Genomic DNA, 14,603 nt, shown 5'->3' on the forward strand with positions numbered 1-14,603 from the left:
CTTTGTACGGCAACGCCCTCATCCTGTTGAGGATATTGCTATGAGCATCACTTTACTTGACGGCGTAGTGAAGAAAAACCGCGCACGTTTAATTCCTTTTATGTTGGCGCTGTATGTACTGGCGTTTCTGGATCGTTCAAATATTGGTTTTGCCAAAGAGACCTATCAGATAGATACCGGGCTAAGTAATGAAGCCTACGCGCTAGGGGCCGGTATTTTCTTTGTGGTTTACGCTTTCCTTGGCGTACCGGCTAACCTGCTGATGCGCAAATTTGGCGCAAGAACCTGGATCGGCACGACTACCCTGCTGTGGGGCTTTCTCTCTGCTGCGATGGCCTGGGCGGATAGTGAAGCAAAATTTCTGATAATCCGCACGCTATTGGGCGCGGCGGAGGCTGGATTTTTCCCCGGCATGATCTATCTAACTTCACAATGGTTCCCGCAGCGTAACCGTGCCAGCATTATGGGGCTATTTTATATGGGCGCGCCGCTGGCGTTAACGTTGGGTTCGCCGCTCTCCGGCGCTCTGCTGGAGATGCATGGTTTTATGGGGCACCCGGGATGGTTCTGGATGTTCGTTATCGAAGGCCTACTGGCGATTGGCGCAGGGATATTCACCTTTTTCTGGCTTGATGACACTCCGCAGCAGGCGCGTTTTCTTAGCCTGGAAGAAAAGAACGCGCTTATCAGGCAACTGGCGAGCGAAGAAGAGAAAAAGGTCACGTCAAGGCTTGCGGATGCGCTGCGTAATGGACGCGTCTGGCAACTGGCTATTATTTATCTGACGATTCAGGTGGCGGTATACGGACTCATCTTTTTCCTGCCGACCCAGGTTGCCGCGCTATTGGGCACTAAAGTGGGCTTTACCGCTTCGGTGGTAACAGCGGTTCCCTGGGTGGCGGCTTTGCTTGGCACATGGCTTATTCCTCGCTACTCCGACCGTACCGGCGATCGCCGTAACGTTGCGGCAGTGACGTTACTGGCTGCGGGTATTGGCATTGGCCTGTCAGGTCTGGTTTCTCCGGTGCTCGCTATTCTGGCGCTCTGTGTTGCAGCAGTAGGATTTATTGCCGTTCAGCCCGTATTCTGGACCATGCCGACGCAGCTACTTTCCGGTACGGCTCTGGCGGCAGGAATTGGTTTCGTTAATCTGTTTGGCGCTGTGGGCGGTTTTATTGCCCCAATTCTGCGCGTAAAAGCGGAAACGTTGTTTGCCAGCGATGCGGCGGGCCTGCTGACGCTGGCCGGAGTCGCCATCATTGGCTCATTAATTATCTTCACGCTGAGCGTTAATCGTCCGGTGGCGCAATCCGGCGCTGCGCATCATTAATCTTATCTACGTTGTAAGGATCGCTATGAACGCATTGTTATCAAATCCTTTTAAAGAAGGATTACGTAAAGGGGATACGCAAATTGGTTTGTGGCTCAGTTCAACCACCTCTTATATGGCGGAGATTGCGGCGACGTCGGGTTATGACTGGTTGTTAATAGATGGCGAGCACGCGCCTAATACGGTGCAGGACTTGTATCATCAGTTACAGGCCATCGCCCCATACGCCAGCCAGCCGGTGATTCGCCCGATCGAGGGAAGTAAAGCGCTCATTAAACAGGTACTGGACATCGGGGCGCAAACGCTACTGATCCCGATGGTTGACACCGCAGAACAGGCGCGCCAGGTCGTTTCCGCTACCCGATACCCGCCGTTGGGGCAACGAGGCGTTGGCGCGAGCGTGGCGCGTGCGGCGCGCTGGGGGAGAGTCGACAACTATATGGCACAGGCCAATGAGTCGCTCTGCCTGTTGGTGCAGGTTGAAAGCAAAATGGCGCTGGAAAACCTTGACGCGATTCTGGAGGTTGAAGGCATTGATGGCGTCTTTATCGGTCCGGCAGATCTCTCTGCTTCATTGGGTTACCCCGATAATGCCGGACACCCGGAAGTGCAGCGGATCATTGAAGCGTGTATTTATCGTATTCGCGCCGCCGGAAAAGCGGCGGGTTTTTTGGCGGTCGATCCGGCAATGGCGCAGAAATGTCTGGCGTGGGGCGCGAATTTTGTCGCGGTCGGGGTAGATACGATGCTCTACACCGAGGCGCTGGATAGCAGGTTGGCGATGTTTAAATCTGTTCAGTCAGTAAGCACGGCAAAACGTAGTTATTGAGAAAAATGCCGGATGGCACGTATGCCTTACGCGTGCGTTTTAGCGCCAATCGGTATAGTCTGGCAATACGTCAGGAGGTCTGCGCGATGATGGCGCTAAATATGCTGCGCCGCTGGCTTAATGGTGAGGACATTACCAGCGAGCATGGCTGGATAGACGTGGTTGAATCATTGACGGCATAGAACTTTTAGTGGGAAGGCCTGGCCTTCCCATCCTTATATACTTATAAATTCTTCGCAGAGCATCATTTCAGGATAAGAGCCTATCCCACCAGGCGTAATTGTTGAAGCCAGTTTGGGGCTGGCCAGCGCGCAGAAACCGGAGCGTACACGTAGTACGTGAGGATTTTGAGCACTGCCCGGTCCCAAAATGGCGAATAAAATAGTCTAATGGGATAGGCTCTAAGTACTCACCATTACTGGAGACTGTATTCATATATTTGTCGCCGGGTTTGGGTGTTAAATAGTGTTTGTTCCTCTACTGAAAGCGTTAAGAAATTTTCCGCAAATTCTCGTAGTGTGGTAGCAGGATCGTTTTGTCCGGCATTCGATAAGAGTTGAATTGCATGGTAACAAAATAGACCACAGCCGTTGGGTACATTATTCTGTAAATTCATTTCAATAAAATTAACCTCATCGCTTTCTGATATACCTGCAATCTTTGCTGCTTCTATAATCTCTTGCTTAGTATTTTCATTTAAATCATGATAACTGTTAAATATGAGACATTTTATTTTTTCTGCAAGTTTATAAAATAAACAGAGAAGCCAGTGATCTCCTGTATTTATCAGAAAGATTTCATTTTCACATAATCCTGATTGAGCAATCTTTTCAAGTAGCTGAGTGCTTAATATATTTTCTTTGGTGGTAGGATGAATAAGTCCAATGGGATAGTTTACCGAGAGAAAAGGTGATTCTTGAACCAGACCTTGCGTTGCAGCTGCCAGCTCATCTGACGACATCATTCGCACACCACACCAAAGATTTTCAACTCCAACCTGTTCTTTATCTGTCTGAGCGAACTGGTTGCCCATAATTTTATGTGCTATTTCTATTTTTTTAGAAAGGTCGGTTGTCGCGGAACCGGCCATATAAAGTAATCTGGAAGGGGTATGTAGCTTTTTCCACTCAGTATTATTTTTTGTTATATCGTTATTGGCAATTTGATGTAATACAAGGCAAGCCTGATTGATTTTTTTATCTATATCTGGTGAGCCCGATCTTTTTCCGCTAAAGAATTCAAAAAGAAATTTCTCAACTCTATGTCCCAGGTCATCGTTGCGTAACGCAAGATTGCATAACAGATCAATACAATTCTGATCACCGTTCTCTACTGAGCTAAGCAACAACGTAAGCGTCTCATCGCTCACCTCTCCTGCATATAGGCTGTGAAATTGCGATATGCTCAATCGGTAAAGTGAATTTACACATATATTCATTTTGCTCTGTTTCCTGATAGGTGAAAGTAGCGAATATGATGTCATGTATAATTATTTGTAAAAATATTATTATTAGTGGGGGATATATTAAATCAGGCATAGACCTGATTTTCTTATTATTCACATAACACTCAATTATTATTGGGGATATTCAGTTATCCCCCTCTTTAAAGGGGGCTGGTAACGCGTCGATACAAGAGATATTGCTCTATACACAGTAACGTCGTTATCTGTCATGCCACCATGGGTTAGCGGTCATGGTTAACCAAATAGGGCAGGTTATTGCAAAGAGACATCCGCGTTTATACCCAAAATAATCCGTAGCCAACACATAAGCAACTTGAAGTATGAAGGATATATGTCTGATGGAAAATCGTCCCTGGTGAGTAGGGTAATAGCGCCGGAGGGGCTCCGGCGCTTTTTACTTAGCCGAGCGCCTGGGCCAGTAGCGTAATGGGGTGTTCGCAGCGTTTGCTTGTAGACATCTCAATTTGCCACTTACAGGTTTCACAATCGGTGACGACAATGTCGGCGCCGCTCTCTTCAATCTGGCGGAACAGCGGCGCGCCGATGGACTGTGATGTCGGATAGTTTTCCTTTTTAAATCCATACGTACCGGCAATGCCGCAGCACTGTGAATCAAGTACCGTCAATTCAAGCCCCGGAATTTGCCGCAATAATTCAAGCGTGTAAAGCGTCCAGCCCATTTTTTCCATATGACACGGCGTATGGTAGACCACTTTCAGCGGCAAAGGATTAAGCGGCAGCGTTTTCCCGGCATCCAGTTTGCGCCATAGCCAGCGGGTGGCCAGCTCGATATGTTCGCGCAGCCCGGCGTTGTCCACGTCCAGCACTTCAGGATATTCATCGCGCAACGCAAACGTACAGGTGGATGACGTGGCGATGACCGGAATACCTTTGACGGCAATCGCCTCGCGTAGCGACTCCACATTGGTGATAGCCTGCTTGCGAGCTTTATCCGTAAAACCGTTAGCGATCAGCGGTACGCCGCAACACTTCTCTTTACTCAGCAGCTGTACGCCGGTACCCATTGCGTTCAGCACCTTAATCAGATCTTTTCCGAGCTGCGGATGGTTGTAATTCACAAAACAGCCATGGAAAAAGGCGACCTGATCTTTGTATTTAGCCTGCTGCGCCGCCACGCTACGATACCAGCGGCGGAAGGTGCCGAAAGAGTATTTTGGTAAGGTGCGGCGATGATCGATTTTAAGCGCGTAATCAAGCAACTGGCGCACTGGCTTTAATGCGGTGGCGGTATTGACCACCGGCGCGAACGGCGTTGAAACGCTGCCCATCAGATCGGTATGGCTGAGAATAAAGTTACGCAATGACGGGCGCGTCGTATCGTATTTCGCGCGGGCGCGCTGGATGATATCGCCAATCTTCACGTCCGACGGACAGGCGACCTCACACCGTTTGCAGTTAATGCAATATTTCAGCGCCTCATCATACAGCGCGCCGTCTTTCAGACGCAGGCGTTCGCCATCCGGTCCGGCCTGTTTAGGGCCAGGGTAGCCAGGATTAACGCGGCTGACCGGGCACGCGGTGGTGCACACCGTACATTTAATACAACTTTCAAAACGTGTGTCGCTCATTGCTGTTCTCCTGCACGCTCAGCGATATGGTGCGCGGCCTGGAGGGCGCTGACTGCGCAGACGCCGCCGCCGCATCCCTCAGCTATAGGATCGAATCCCGCCAGCACAGAACCTATTGCATACAGATTTTCTACCGTGTTGCCCGCAAGGGAGGGGCGGAAGGCGTCATCCGTCACGACGCCAAACTGCTGCCAGGGCTGTGGGTCGAAGAAATGTTGTTGATACCATTCGGCGCGGGTGGCCGTTTGCTGTACGTCGAGCCCTAAAATAGGTTCGCGGATCCCTTCGCGCTCGGCAACCAGACCGCTACTAAAGAAGCTACCGCTGGCAAGTACGGCAAAACGCGGGCGCAGTGGGATATCGGCATGGTTGCGGGTCCATATTTCGCTCACGGTACCGCGACGGCAGGTGACTTTCTTCACTTCATCGCCCGGCATCCAGATGCCGCCCTGACGGACAAACTGGCGCTGGAGCTGATTGTGCAGACGAATACCGAGCACCGATGGCGGCAGCGTCGGCAGCAGCGTGAGCGCGCAGGGCAGACGTTCGTTAAGCCAGCGCCACAGCGTATCGTTCGCCAGCCCGAAGCAGGCGGGCATGATGATCATGTCGCAGTTTGTCGCTATTGGCGACAGCGCGTCGTACAACAGTGGCCATTTTTCTTCGTTATCAAGCAGACGCGCAATATTGACCGCGCGAAATTCCGTCGGGTTATCACGCAGTACGTCCAGTTCCGGAAGGTCGATTTCTGCGGTTTCCACGTTGAGGTCGCGTTGGCGCAGCGACGCTGCCGCAAGGTGCGCCTGGAAATCCAGTAATCCGCTAACGCCGACGACGCAAATTCGCTGTGCGGATAACGGCCAGACCGGTACTTCCGGCGAGCTAAGCCAGGTTGAACGCAATGTGCCAAGCGGCGTGACACGCTGGTGCGCCTGCTGTACGTCGCCGTATAACTGCGCGCCGCTGGCGTTAAGTAGCGTTTGCGCCTGTTGCGCCAGCGTAAGGACTTTTTGCGCGCCTAAACGCGAATAAGGATGTTCAGGCGCCTGGCGGCACAGCGCATCAAGCCCGGCGGTAATGTCGGTCACCGGTTGGCCGTCGGGCAGGGCGCTGAGCAGATCCAGCGAGCCGGAGGAAAAATGCAGCGCGCTTTGTCCGCGGGTGACGATGGCGCAGCGTAATCCATGCTGCTGGAGCTGCAGTCCGCATAGCAAACCGGCGAGACCGCCGCCCATAATAACCGTATCAAATTTCATCCTGGTGCTCCTTCTCCAGACCGCATAATCCCTGATAAACCCAGCGCGTGAATTCGCTTTCGCGCAGCGCGTCTCCCCAGGCGACAGGTTGTACGCCTTTCCAGCGCTCATTCAGAAATTCAGAGAGTTGCGTAATAGATTGCGCCGCGGTCGTCACATTAAAACGCTGCAATAGCCCGGCCGCGCGGCAGGCGCATAGCTCGCCCTGGCAAGTGCCCATCCCTACGCGGGTGCGACGGCGCAGATCCAGCAGGCTATTCACGGTTAAGTTTTCGACGGCATACTGCACTTCCCCCGCCGTGACGGCCTCGCATTCACAGACCAGGCTACGGTGTTGGCGGCCTTCGCTCAGCCACCCCGGCGTGCGATCGCCATGCCGATAAACCGCCGATCCGCGTAGCGGCGCGGGAAGCGAGATAATGCGTTTCAGCGTATGTTCCGTAGACTCTTTTGAGCCAGGCAACGGCGTATCCGCCGTGATGCAGGGGCGAGTATTGCCCAACTTGCGGCACACGGCGTCGGTCGCCCATTCCGCCATCAGGCGGTAAGTCATTAGCTTCCCGCCGGTAATGGTAATGAAGCCATCAAGCCCGTCGCGTTCGGCGTGGTCGAACAACACAATACCGCGGCTGACGTTACGACCGCTGGGATCGTCATCGCTGGCCACCAGCGGGCGGACGCCGGAATACGCGCGCAGAATACGCGTCTTCGCCATGACAGGGGCCAGTTTTTCCCCTTCACGCAGCAGGATATCGACTTCATCTGCGGTGACGCGGTTGCTGTCTATCTCATTGTAATCAATATGGGTAGAGGTGGTGCCGATCAGTGAAATCGTATCGCCAGGTACCAGAATGTCGGCATCCGATGGTTTCCGGCAGCGGTTAATGACATGCTGGTTGATCCGATGGTCCATGATCAACAGCGAGCCTTTCGCCGGGAACATGCGAATACTCAGGTCGGCGTATTCGGCGATCCGTTGCCCCCAGATACCAGCCGCATTGACCACCACCGGCGCGTGAAGCGTCTGGGTTTCGCCAGTGAGATGGTTGCGCACATGGACGCCGCAGACCGTTGCGCCTTCACGAATGAGCCCGGTCACTTCATGCGCCGTTAACACGATTGCGCCATGTTCTCTGGCATCCAGCATATTGGCGGCGGTAAGGCGGAAAGGGTCCACGGTGCCATCCGGCACTTTTACCGCACCGATGAGCGCAGGGTTAACGGAAGGTTCGATGATGCGAGCCTGCTGCGGATCGATGGCTTCAGCGCGAATGCCTGCCGCTTCACAGGCGCGAATAAAGGTGGCCTGAAACGCAAGATCATCTTCCGGCAACGTAATAAACAGACCATCCGTCGGTTCGACGCAATGGCGGGCGATCCGTTTTAAAATCTGGTTTTCACTAATGCACTCGCGCGCGGATTCCGCGTCGGTAACCGCATAACGAGCGCCGCTGTGCAGCAGCCCGTGGTTACGCCCGGTTGCGCCGGTCGCTATATCATGCCGCTCCACCAGAATGACACGTAAACCGCGCAGCGCGCAGTCGCGGGCGATCCCTGCGCCTGTTGCTCCACCGCCAATGATAATCACGTCACTTGCTTGCGAGTCGCGAGTTTTCATTGTTTTTCCTCACAGTTCGTTTTTTATCATTTAGCCATACAAATCATATGGAATGTTTGATTTCGCGCATAATCGCTCACTATTCGAAAATGAAACGTGATTTCGTGCGCCTTTCTGAACATTGGTCATAAAACTGTAACAATATGTGCTGTAATTCACATTAACGTGACGTATCTTTACTTAACATCGCGGCCACACTGGGAGCAGCGGGGTTGTTTGAACAAACTGCGGTGTTTACCTCTAAATAAAATACGGGCCACGGAGGCTACAATATGTTGAGTATTTTTAAACCAGCGCCGCATAAAGCGCGCTTGCCAGCGGCGGAGATTGATCCGACCTATCGCCGATTACGCTGGCAGATTTTCCTGGGGATATTCTTTGGCTATGCCGCGTATTATCTGGTGCGCAAGAACTTTGCCCTCGCGATGCCCTACCTGGTAGAACAGGGTTTTTCACGCGGCGATCTGGGCTTTGCTCTGTCCGGGATTTCCATCGCTTATGGTTTTTCGAAATTTATAATGGGTTCGGTGTCCGATCGCTCGAATCCGCGCGTTTTTCTGCCGGCAGGGTTGATTCTGGCCGCAGCAGTCATGTTGTTTATGGGCTTTGTACCGTGGGCGACATCCAGCATCGCCGTGATGTTTGTACTGTTGTTCCTTTGCGGCTGGTTCCAGGGGATGGGGTGGCCGCCGTGCGGACGTACGATGGTTCACTGGTGGTCGCAGAAAGAACGCGGCGGCATTGTGTCGGTCTGGAACTGTGCGCATAACGTCGGCGGCGGGATCCCGCCACTGCTGTTCCTGCTGGGGATGGCGTGGTTTAACGACTGGAAAGCGGCGCTCTATATGCCAGCCTTTGGCGCGATTGTGGTGGCGCTGTTCGCTTTCGCAATGATGCGCGATACGCCGCAATCCTGCGGTCTGCCACCTATCGAAGAGTATAAAAACGACTATCCGGACGACTACAACGAAAAAGCGGAAGAAGAGCTGACTGCGAAGCAGATCTTCATGCAGTACGTACTGCCAAACAAACTGTTGTGGTACATCGCTATCGCCAACGTGTTTGTTTATCTGCTGCGCTACGGCATCCTCGACTGGTCGCCGACCTACCTGAAAGAAGTGAAGCATTTCGCACTGGATAAATCCTCCTGGGCCTACTTCCTGTATGAATACGCGGGTATTCCGGGCACGCTGCTGTGTGGCTGGATGTCGGATAAAGTCTTCCGCGGCAACCGCGGTGCGACCGGCGTGTTCTTTATGACCCTGGTGACTATCGCGACCATCGTTTACTGGATGAACCCGGCAGGAAACCCGAACGTTGATATGGCTTGTATGATTATCATCGGCTTCCTGATCTACGGCCCGGTAATGTTGATCGGTCTGCACGCGCTGGAACTGGCGCCGAAAAAAGCGGCGGGTACGGCGGCGGGCTTTACCGGTCTGTTTGGTTACCTGGGCGGTTCTGTCGCTGCAAGCGCCATTGTGGGTTATACCGTTGACTTCTTCGGTTGGGATGGCGGCTTTATGGTGATGATTGGCGGCAGCATTCTGGCGGTAATCCTGCTGGTGGTCGTGATGATTGGTGAAAAACGCCATCATGATGAGCTGCAGTTAAAACGCAACGGAGGCTAATAACATGAAAACCACACTGAAAAACCTTAGCGTGGCGTTAATGTTGGCAGGAATGACCATCGGAAGCGGCGCCGTGGCGGCTGAAAAAGTCGTTATCGCCCACCGTGGCGCCAGCGGTTATCTGCCGGAGCATACGCTACCGGCGAAAGCGATGGCGTATGCGCAAGGGGCAGATTATCTGGAACAAGATTTAGTGATGACAAAGGACGACCATCTGGTCGTCCTCCATGACCACTACCTTGACCGGGTAACTGACGTCGCTGATCGTTTTCCGGACCGGGCGCGTAAAGATGGGCGCTATTACGCTATCGATTTTACGCTGGATGAAATTAAATCCCTGAAGTTTACCGAAGGGTTTGATATTGAAAACGGCAAAAAAGTACAAACTTATCCGGGCCGTTTCCCGATGGGAAAATCTGATTTCCGCATTCATACCTTTGAAGAGGAAATTGAATTCGTTCAGGGATTAAATCATTCTACCGGTAAAAATATCGGTATTTATCCGGAAATTAAAGCACCGTGGTTCCATCATCAGGAAGGGAAAGATATTGCCGCGAAAACGCTGGAAGTGCTGAAGAAGTATGGTTACACCGGCAAGCAGGACAATGTCTATTTGCAGTGTTTTGATGTCGCTGAGCTGAAACGTATTAAGAATGAACTGGAACCCAAAATGGGGATGGATCTCAATCTGGTTCAACTTATTGCGTATACCGACTGGAATGAAACACAGCAGAAACAGCCGGACGGTCGTTGGGTAAATTACAACTACGACTGGATGTTTAAGCCGGGCGCTATGAAGCAGGTGGCGGAATATGCGGACGGTATTGGTCCGGATTACCATATGCTGGTTGCGGAAGGCTCAACGAAAGGGAATATCAAGCTGACTGGAATGGTGCAAGACGCGCATCAGAATAAGATGGTAGTGCATCCTTACACTGTGCGTGCCGATCAATTGCCGGACTATGCCACAGACGTCAATCAGTTGTACGACATCCTGTATAACAAGGCGGGCGTCGACGGGCTGTTCACTGACTTCCCGGATAAGGCGGTCATGTTCCTGCAAAAAAATGACTAAAGGTTTGCCATAGTCGAAGTGACGCGCCGGATAAGGGCATAAACGCCTCATCCGGCCTGGCGCAACGTTTGCCAGCGTAAGTCTGGTAAACGCAATGCCATCAGGCGGGGTTGTTTTATAGCAACCCCTCATCGGTCAGTGTTTCCATACATTTTTGTAATAAAAATAGCGGACTTCCTTCTACCGGCGGTTCTTTTGCTAACAGGGAAATTTGTCGATAAAAGGTGGGTTCCAGCGCCACGGAGCATAATTTTCCTGCCGTGGCTTTTAAGGTTAATTCTGGCAATAAGGCGATACCTAATCCCTGGCGAATAAAATTCAGCGCAGTATCGGGATGGTTAAATTCATATTTAAATATCGGCTCAATACCCTTTTCTTTAAACAACGCCATAATGCTTAATTCATAACGACCTTTACTGACAATAAGGGGTTCGTCCATCAGTTCTTCGACCGTTACTGTACTATTGGCCGCCAGGGGATGATTTTCAGGCACCACTACGGTGAATTTATCCCGGTAAATGGGGACGCAATACATACCGTTGACCGGAAAAGGAACGAAACCGGCATCAATACTTCCGTCCTGCAGCGAATCAATAATAGCCGTACTGTTCTCTTCATAGGGGATAATTTTTACATTTGGATGATGGCTTTCAAAATAGCGAATGACGCCGGGTAAAATGCAGGCGCAGGCGCTGGGAAAACAGCCAATCCGTAGCGTACGGGCCGGGTTCTTTTTTTCTTGTTCGGCAATCTCTTTTACCGCGTTGACGTCGCGCTGGATCGCGCGTAAGTGCCTGACGATGCGGCTACCGGCGGCGGTAAGCTCAATCTCTTTACGACGCTCACGAATCAATATGTCAACGCCGAGCTCCTCCTCAAGCGCGGAGATGGCCTGGCTGACGGCGGATTGCGTCATGTATAGCCGTTTGCTGGCCTCGGTAAATCCGCCGTACTCCAGTACGGCAAGCAGGGCATGGATTTGGGTTAGCGTCATTAGTAAAACCTAATCAATATAATTAAAACGATTAATTTTTCTAATAGAGTGCACTTGTTTATACTGCGATTCTATCGAATACATCACATTTTGACGCACCTGATAGGTGTTCAGTTGAGCTGAGCGTTGCCTGCGTGCGCCATCTGAGCGGGTCGTTAAGAATGAAAGAAAAATTATGGACGAAGGATTTTTGGGCAATCACCATAGTCAGTTTTATTATCTTTTTTGTTTTTTATGTACTGCTAACTTTATTACCCATTTATATCGCTGACCGCCTGCATGCTTCTGCAGATAAGGCCGGGCTGTTAGTGACATGTTTCCTGGCCGCGGCAATTGTTATTCGGCCATTTGCCGGACAGTGGGTGGGAAAATATTCGAATAAAAAGATTCTGGTGCTCTCTTCTCTGGCTTTTTTGGTGATTACCGCGCTGTATCCGGTTTGCCATTCTATCGAGTCGCTGCTCTTTATCCGCGTACTTCATGGGATTACGTTTGGTGTTATTACCACGGTAAAAGGAACTATTTCAGCGCGGTTAATTCCGGCCTCCCGACGTGGAGAGGGCATCAGCTTTTTCTCTTTAGCGATGGGCCTGGCGATGGTCGTAGGACCGTGGATCGGTTTGAATATGGCCCGCTGGAACGCGTTCACTGCCGCATTCTGGCTTTGTTCCGCTGTAGCGGCGTTAGGGATTGTACTTTCCCTGATTGTGACGGTCCCTCCGGTAATTCGTCATGCCGATGGTTCGAAACCGAATCTGGGTTTTGCCGCGATGTTTGACCGCGCCGCCTTGCCTTTTGCGCTGGTCACCTTTTTTATGACTTTCTCCTATGCCGGCGTTTCGGCTTTCCTGGCGCTGTATGCGCGTGAGCTGGATTTAATGGCGGCGGCCAGTAATTTCCTGCTGTGCTACGCGATTTTCCTGATGATATGCCGTACCTTCACCGGGAATATTTGTGATAAAAAAGGGCCGAAATATGTTGTTTTCCCATGCCTGTTGGCTTTTACCATCGGTCTGGTGGCGCTGGGCTACACCAATGGCAGCATCATGATGATTATTTCCGGCGGTCTCATCGGTATCGGCTACGGTTCGGTCACGCCGGTTTTCCAGACGCAAATTATCAGCTCGGTTGAACCGCATAAAATCGGCGTGGCGAATTCACTGTTCTTTAACGCGATGGATGCCGGAATGGCGATTGGCGCCTTTATCATGGGAATGATGGTTGAGTCGGTTGGCTATCGTATGATTTATGTCGCTGGCGCGGTGCTGGTGGTACTCGCTGGCGCACTGTATGCCGTGCAGATGAAAAAACGTGGCGTGATGCCTTTGGTTTCCACCAGCGAGTTGCACTGAGTTACATCTCGATTTCGATATCGCCTTTTGCCCTGCAGCAGCAGGGCAAAATCTCTCCCGGCTGGATAAACGCTAAAGGTTCCGTAATCCAGTCAACCTGACCGGCAACCAGTCGGGTACGACAGGAGCCGCAATAACCTTCGCGGCACTGATACTCCACCTCAACGTTATGCGATTCCAGCGCGGCCAGCAGAGAAGGGTGTTCATCCTGGCACAGCAGTTGTGTGCCAGTGATACGCAGCGTGACGCGTCCCATCAGAGCTGGAAATTACTCAGATCGTCGGTATCGACTTCCGAATCGATTTGTCCGACCAGATAAGAGCTAACTTCCACTTCCTGTGGCGCGACCTGAACGTTATCGGACACCAGCCAGGTATTGATCCACGGGATTGGGTTGGAGCGGGTCTGGAACGGCAGATCCAGTCCTACCGCCTGCATACGAATATTCGTAATATATTCAACGTATTGACACAGGATGTCTTTATTCAGGCCGATCATCGAACCGTCGCGGAACAGATAGTCCGCCCACTCTTTTTCCTGCTGCGCCGCCTGCACGAACAGGTCATAACATTCCTGTTTACACTCTTCGGCGATTTCCGCCATCTCCGGGTCGTCCACGCCGCTACGCAACAGGTTCAGCATATGTTGCGTGCCGGTCAGATGCAGCGCTTCGTCACGGGCGATCAGACGGATAATTTTGGCGTTGCCTTCCATCAGTTCACGCTCGGCAAATGCGAAAGAGCAGGCGAAGCTGACGTAGAAGCGGATGGCTTCCAGCGCGTTCACGCTCATCAGGCACAGATACAGTTTTTTCTTCAGCTCACGCAGATTCACGACAACCGTTTTGCCATTAACGGTATGGGTACCTTCACCGAGCAAATGCCAGTAACTGGTCATCTCAATAAGTTCGTCGTAGTAGGCGGAGATACCTTCGGCGCGCTTCTGAATTTGCTCATTGGTCACGATATCGTCAAAAACGACAGCCGGATCGTTGACGATGTTACGAATAATGTGGGTGTAGGATCGTGAGTGAATCGTCTCAGAAAACGCCCAGGTCTCTACCCACGTCTCCAGCTCCGGGATGGAAATGAGCGGCAGCAGGGCGACGTTCGGGCTACGTCCCTGAATGGAATCCAGCAGCGTCTGGTATTTGAGGTTGCTGATGAAGATATGTTTTTCGTGCTCCGGCAACGCCTGATAATCGATACGATCGCGGGAGACGTCGACCTCTTCCGGACGCCAGAAGAAAGAGAGCTGTTTTTCGATCAGTTTTTCGAAGATGTCATATTTCTGCTGGTCATAGCGTGCAACGTTGACCGGCTGGCCAAAGAACATGGGTTCCTTGAGCTGATCGTTTTTCGTCTGTGAAAAAGTGGTGTATGCCATTGAAGTGAATCCTTTATGGGATGAGCGCCGGATGGCGGCGCAAGCGCCTTATCCGGCCTACAAACCGTACAATCGTAG

Annotated in this window: 13 protein-coding genes; 6 read left to right on the top strand and 7 right to left on the bottom strand. The window is 51.8% G+C overall.

Going from position 1 to position 14,603, the window contains the following annotated elements:
• Positions 1-40 precede the first annotated feature (40 nt).
• The 3 genes from NA330_RS18355 to NA330_RS18365 are packed head-to-tail and all read left to right on the top strand — an operon-like array spanning position 41 to position 2,341.
• Positions 41-1,330 carry an MFS transporter gene (locus tag NA330_RS18355; protein ID WP_000028931.1) on the top strand — a complete coding sequence of 430 codons (1,290 nt, stop codon included), beginning with the start codon at positions 41-43 and terminating at the stop codon, positions 1,328-1,330.
• A 25-nt stretch (positions 1,331-1,355) separates the two neighbouring features.
• A complete protein-coding gene (gene yfaU, locus NA330_RS18360) occupies positions 1,356-2,159 on the top strand; it encodes a 2-keto-3-deoxy-L-rhamnonate aldolase (RefSeq protein WP_023242540.1) in 804 nt (267 codons plus the stop codon).
• 5 nt (positions 2,160-2,164) lie between these two features.
• Complete coding sequence (locus NA330_RS18365; protein ID WP_001112766.1) at positions 2,165-2,341, top strand: hypothetical protein; 177 nt, start codon at positions 2,165-2,167, stop codon at positions 2,339-2,341.
• Positions 2,342-2,574: 233 nt separating this feature from the next.
• Here the strand turns inward: NA330_RS18365 and sseL are convergent, their stop codons facing one another.
• The 4 genes from sseL to glpA all read right to left on the bottom strand — a co-directional run bounded on the left by sseL (position 2,575) and on the right by glpA (position 8,087).
• Complete coding sequence (gene sseL / locus NA330_RS18370) at positions 2,575-3,597, bottom strand: SPI-2 type III secretion system effector deubiquitinase SseL (protein WP_023242539.1); 1,023 nt, start codon at positions 3,595-3,597, stop codon at positions 2,575-2,577.
• 425 nt (positions 3,598-4,022) lie between these two features.
• Positions 4,023-5,213 (bottom strand): anaerobic glycerol-3-phosphate dehydrogenase subunit GlpC, encoded by a 1,191-nt coding sequence (gene glpC, locus NA330_RS18375; RefSeq protein ID WP_023242538.1) that lies wholly within the window; start codon positions 5,211-5,213, stop codon positions 4,023-4,025.
• The gene (gene glpB / locus NA330_RS18380) at positions 5,210-6,469 is read right to left on the bottom strand and encodes a glycerol-3-phosphate dehydrogenase subunit GlpB (protein WP_000667146.1); all 1,260 of its coding nucleotides are present in this window, start codon (positions 6,467-6,469) and stop codon (positions 5,210-5,212) included. Before glpB ends, glpC begins: the two co-directional genes overlap by 4 nt.
• Positions 6,459-8,087, bottom strand: coding sequence for an anaerobic glycerol-3-phosphate dehydrogenase subunit A (gene glpA / locus NA330_RS18385; RefSeq protein WP_000857205.1), 1,629 nt, complete (start codon positions 8,085-8,087; stop codon positions 6,459-6,461). Before glpA ends, glpB begins: the two co-directional genes overlap by 11 nt.
• Before the next feature lie 272 nt (positions 8,088-8,359).
• Between glpA and glpT the strand changes: the two genes are divergently transcribed.
• Together glpT and glpQ are read left to right on the top strand one after the other, a co-directional pair.
• Complete coding sequence (gene glpT, locus NA330_RS18390) at positions 8,360-9,718, top strand: glycerol-3-phosphate transporter (RefSeq protein WP_000948739.1); 1,359 nt, start codon at positions 8,360-8,362, stop codon at positions 9,716-9,718.
• Between the two features lie 4 nt (positions 9,719-9,722).
• Complete coding sequence (gene glpQ / locus NA330_RS18395) at positions 9,723-10,793, top strand: glycerophosphodiester phosphodiesterase (protein WP_000858952.1); 1,071 nt, start codon at positions 9,723-9,725, stop codon at positions 10,791-10,793.
• 115 nt (positions 10,794-10,908) lie between these two features.
• On the opposite strand, the gene NA330_RS18400 is transcribed toward glpQ, so the two are convergent.
• Positions 10,909-11,787, bottom strand: a complete 879-nt coding sequence (locus NA330_RS18400; RefSeq protein WP_000176718.1) for a LysR family transcriptional regulator — start codon at positions 11,785-11,787, stop codon at positions 10,909-10,911.
• A gap of 161 nt (positions 11,788-11,948) precedes the next feature.
• On the opposite strand from NA330_RS18400, the gene NA330_RS18405 reads away from it, so the two are divergent.
• Complete coding sequence (locus NA330_RS18405) at positions 11,949-13,139, top strand: MFS transporter (RefSeq protein ID WP_000660247.1); 1,191 nt, start codon at positions 11,949-11,951, stop codon at positions 13,137-13,139.
• A 1-nt stretch (position 13,140) separates the two neighbouring features.
• Here the strand turns inward: NA330_RS18405 and yfaE are convergent, their stop codons facing one another.
• Both yfaE and nrdB read right to left on the bottom strand, forming a co-directional pair.
• Entirely contained in the window at positions 13,141-13,395 is a 255-nt protein-coding gene (gene yfaE, locus NA330_RS18410; protein ID WP_000533921.1) for a ferredoxin-like diferric-tyrosyl radical cofactor maintenance protein YfaE, read from the bottom strand.
• The gene (gene nrdB, locus NA330_RS18415) at positions 13,395-14,525 is read right to left on the bottom strand and encodes a class Ia ribonucleoside-diphosphate reductase subunit beta (protein WP_000332026.1); all 1,131 of its coding nucleotides are present in this window, start codon (positions 14,523-14,525) and stop codon (positions 13,395-13,397) included. Before nrdB ends, yfaE begins: the two co-directional genes overlap by 1 nt.
• Between the last annotated feature and the right edge of the window lie 78 nt (positions 14,526-14,603).

Origin of the sequence: Salmonella sp. NW722 (genome assembly GCF_051702785.1) — a bacterium.
Lineage (GTDB): Bacteria > Pseudomonadota > Gammaproteobacteria > Enterobacterales > Enterobacteriaceae > Salmonella > Salmonella enterica.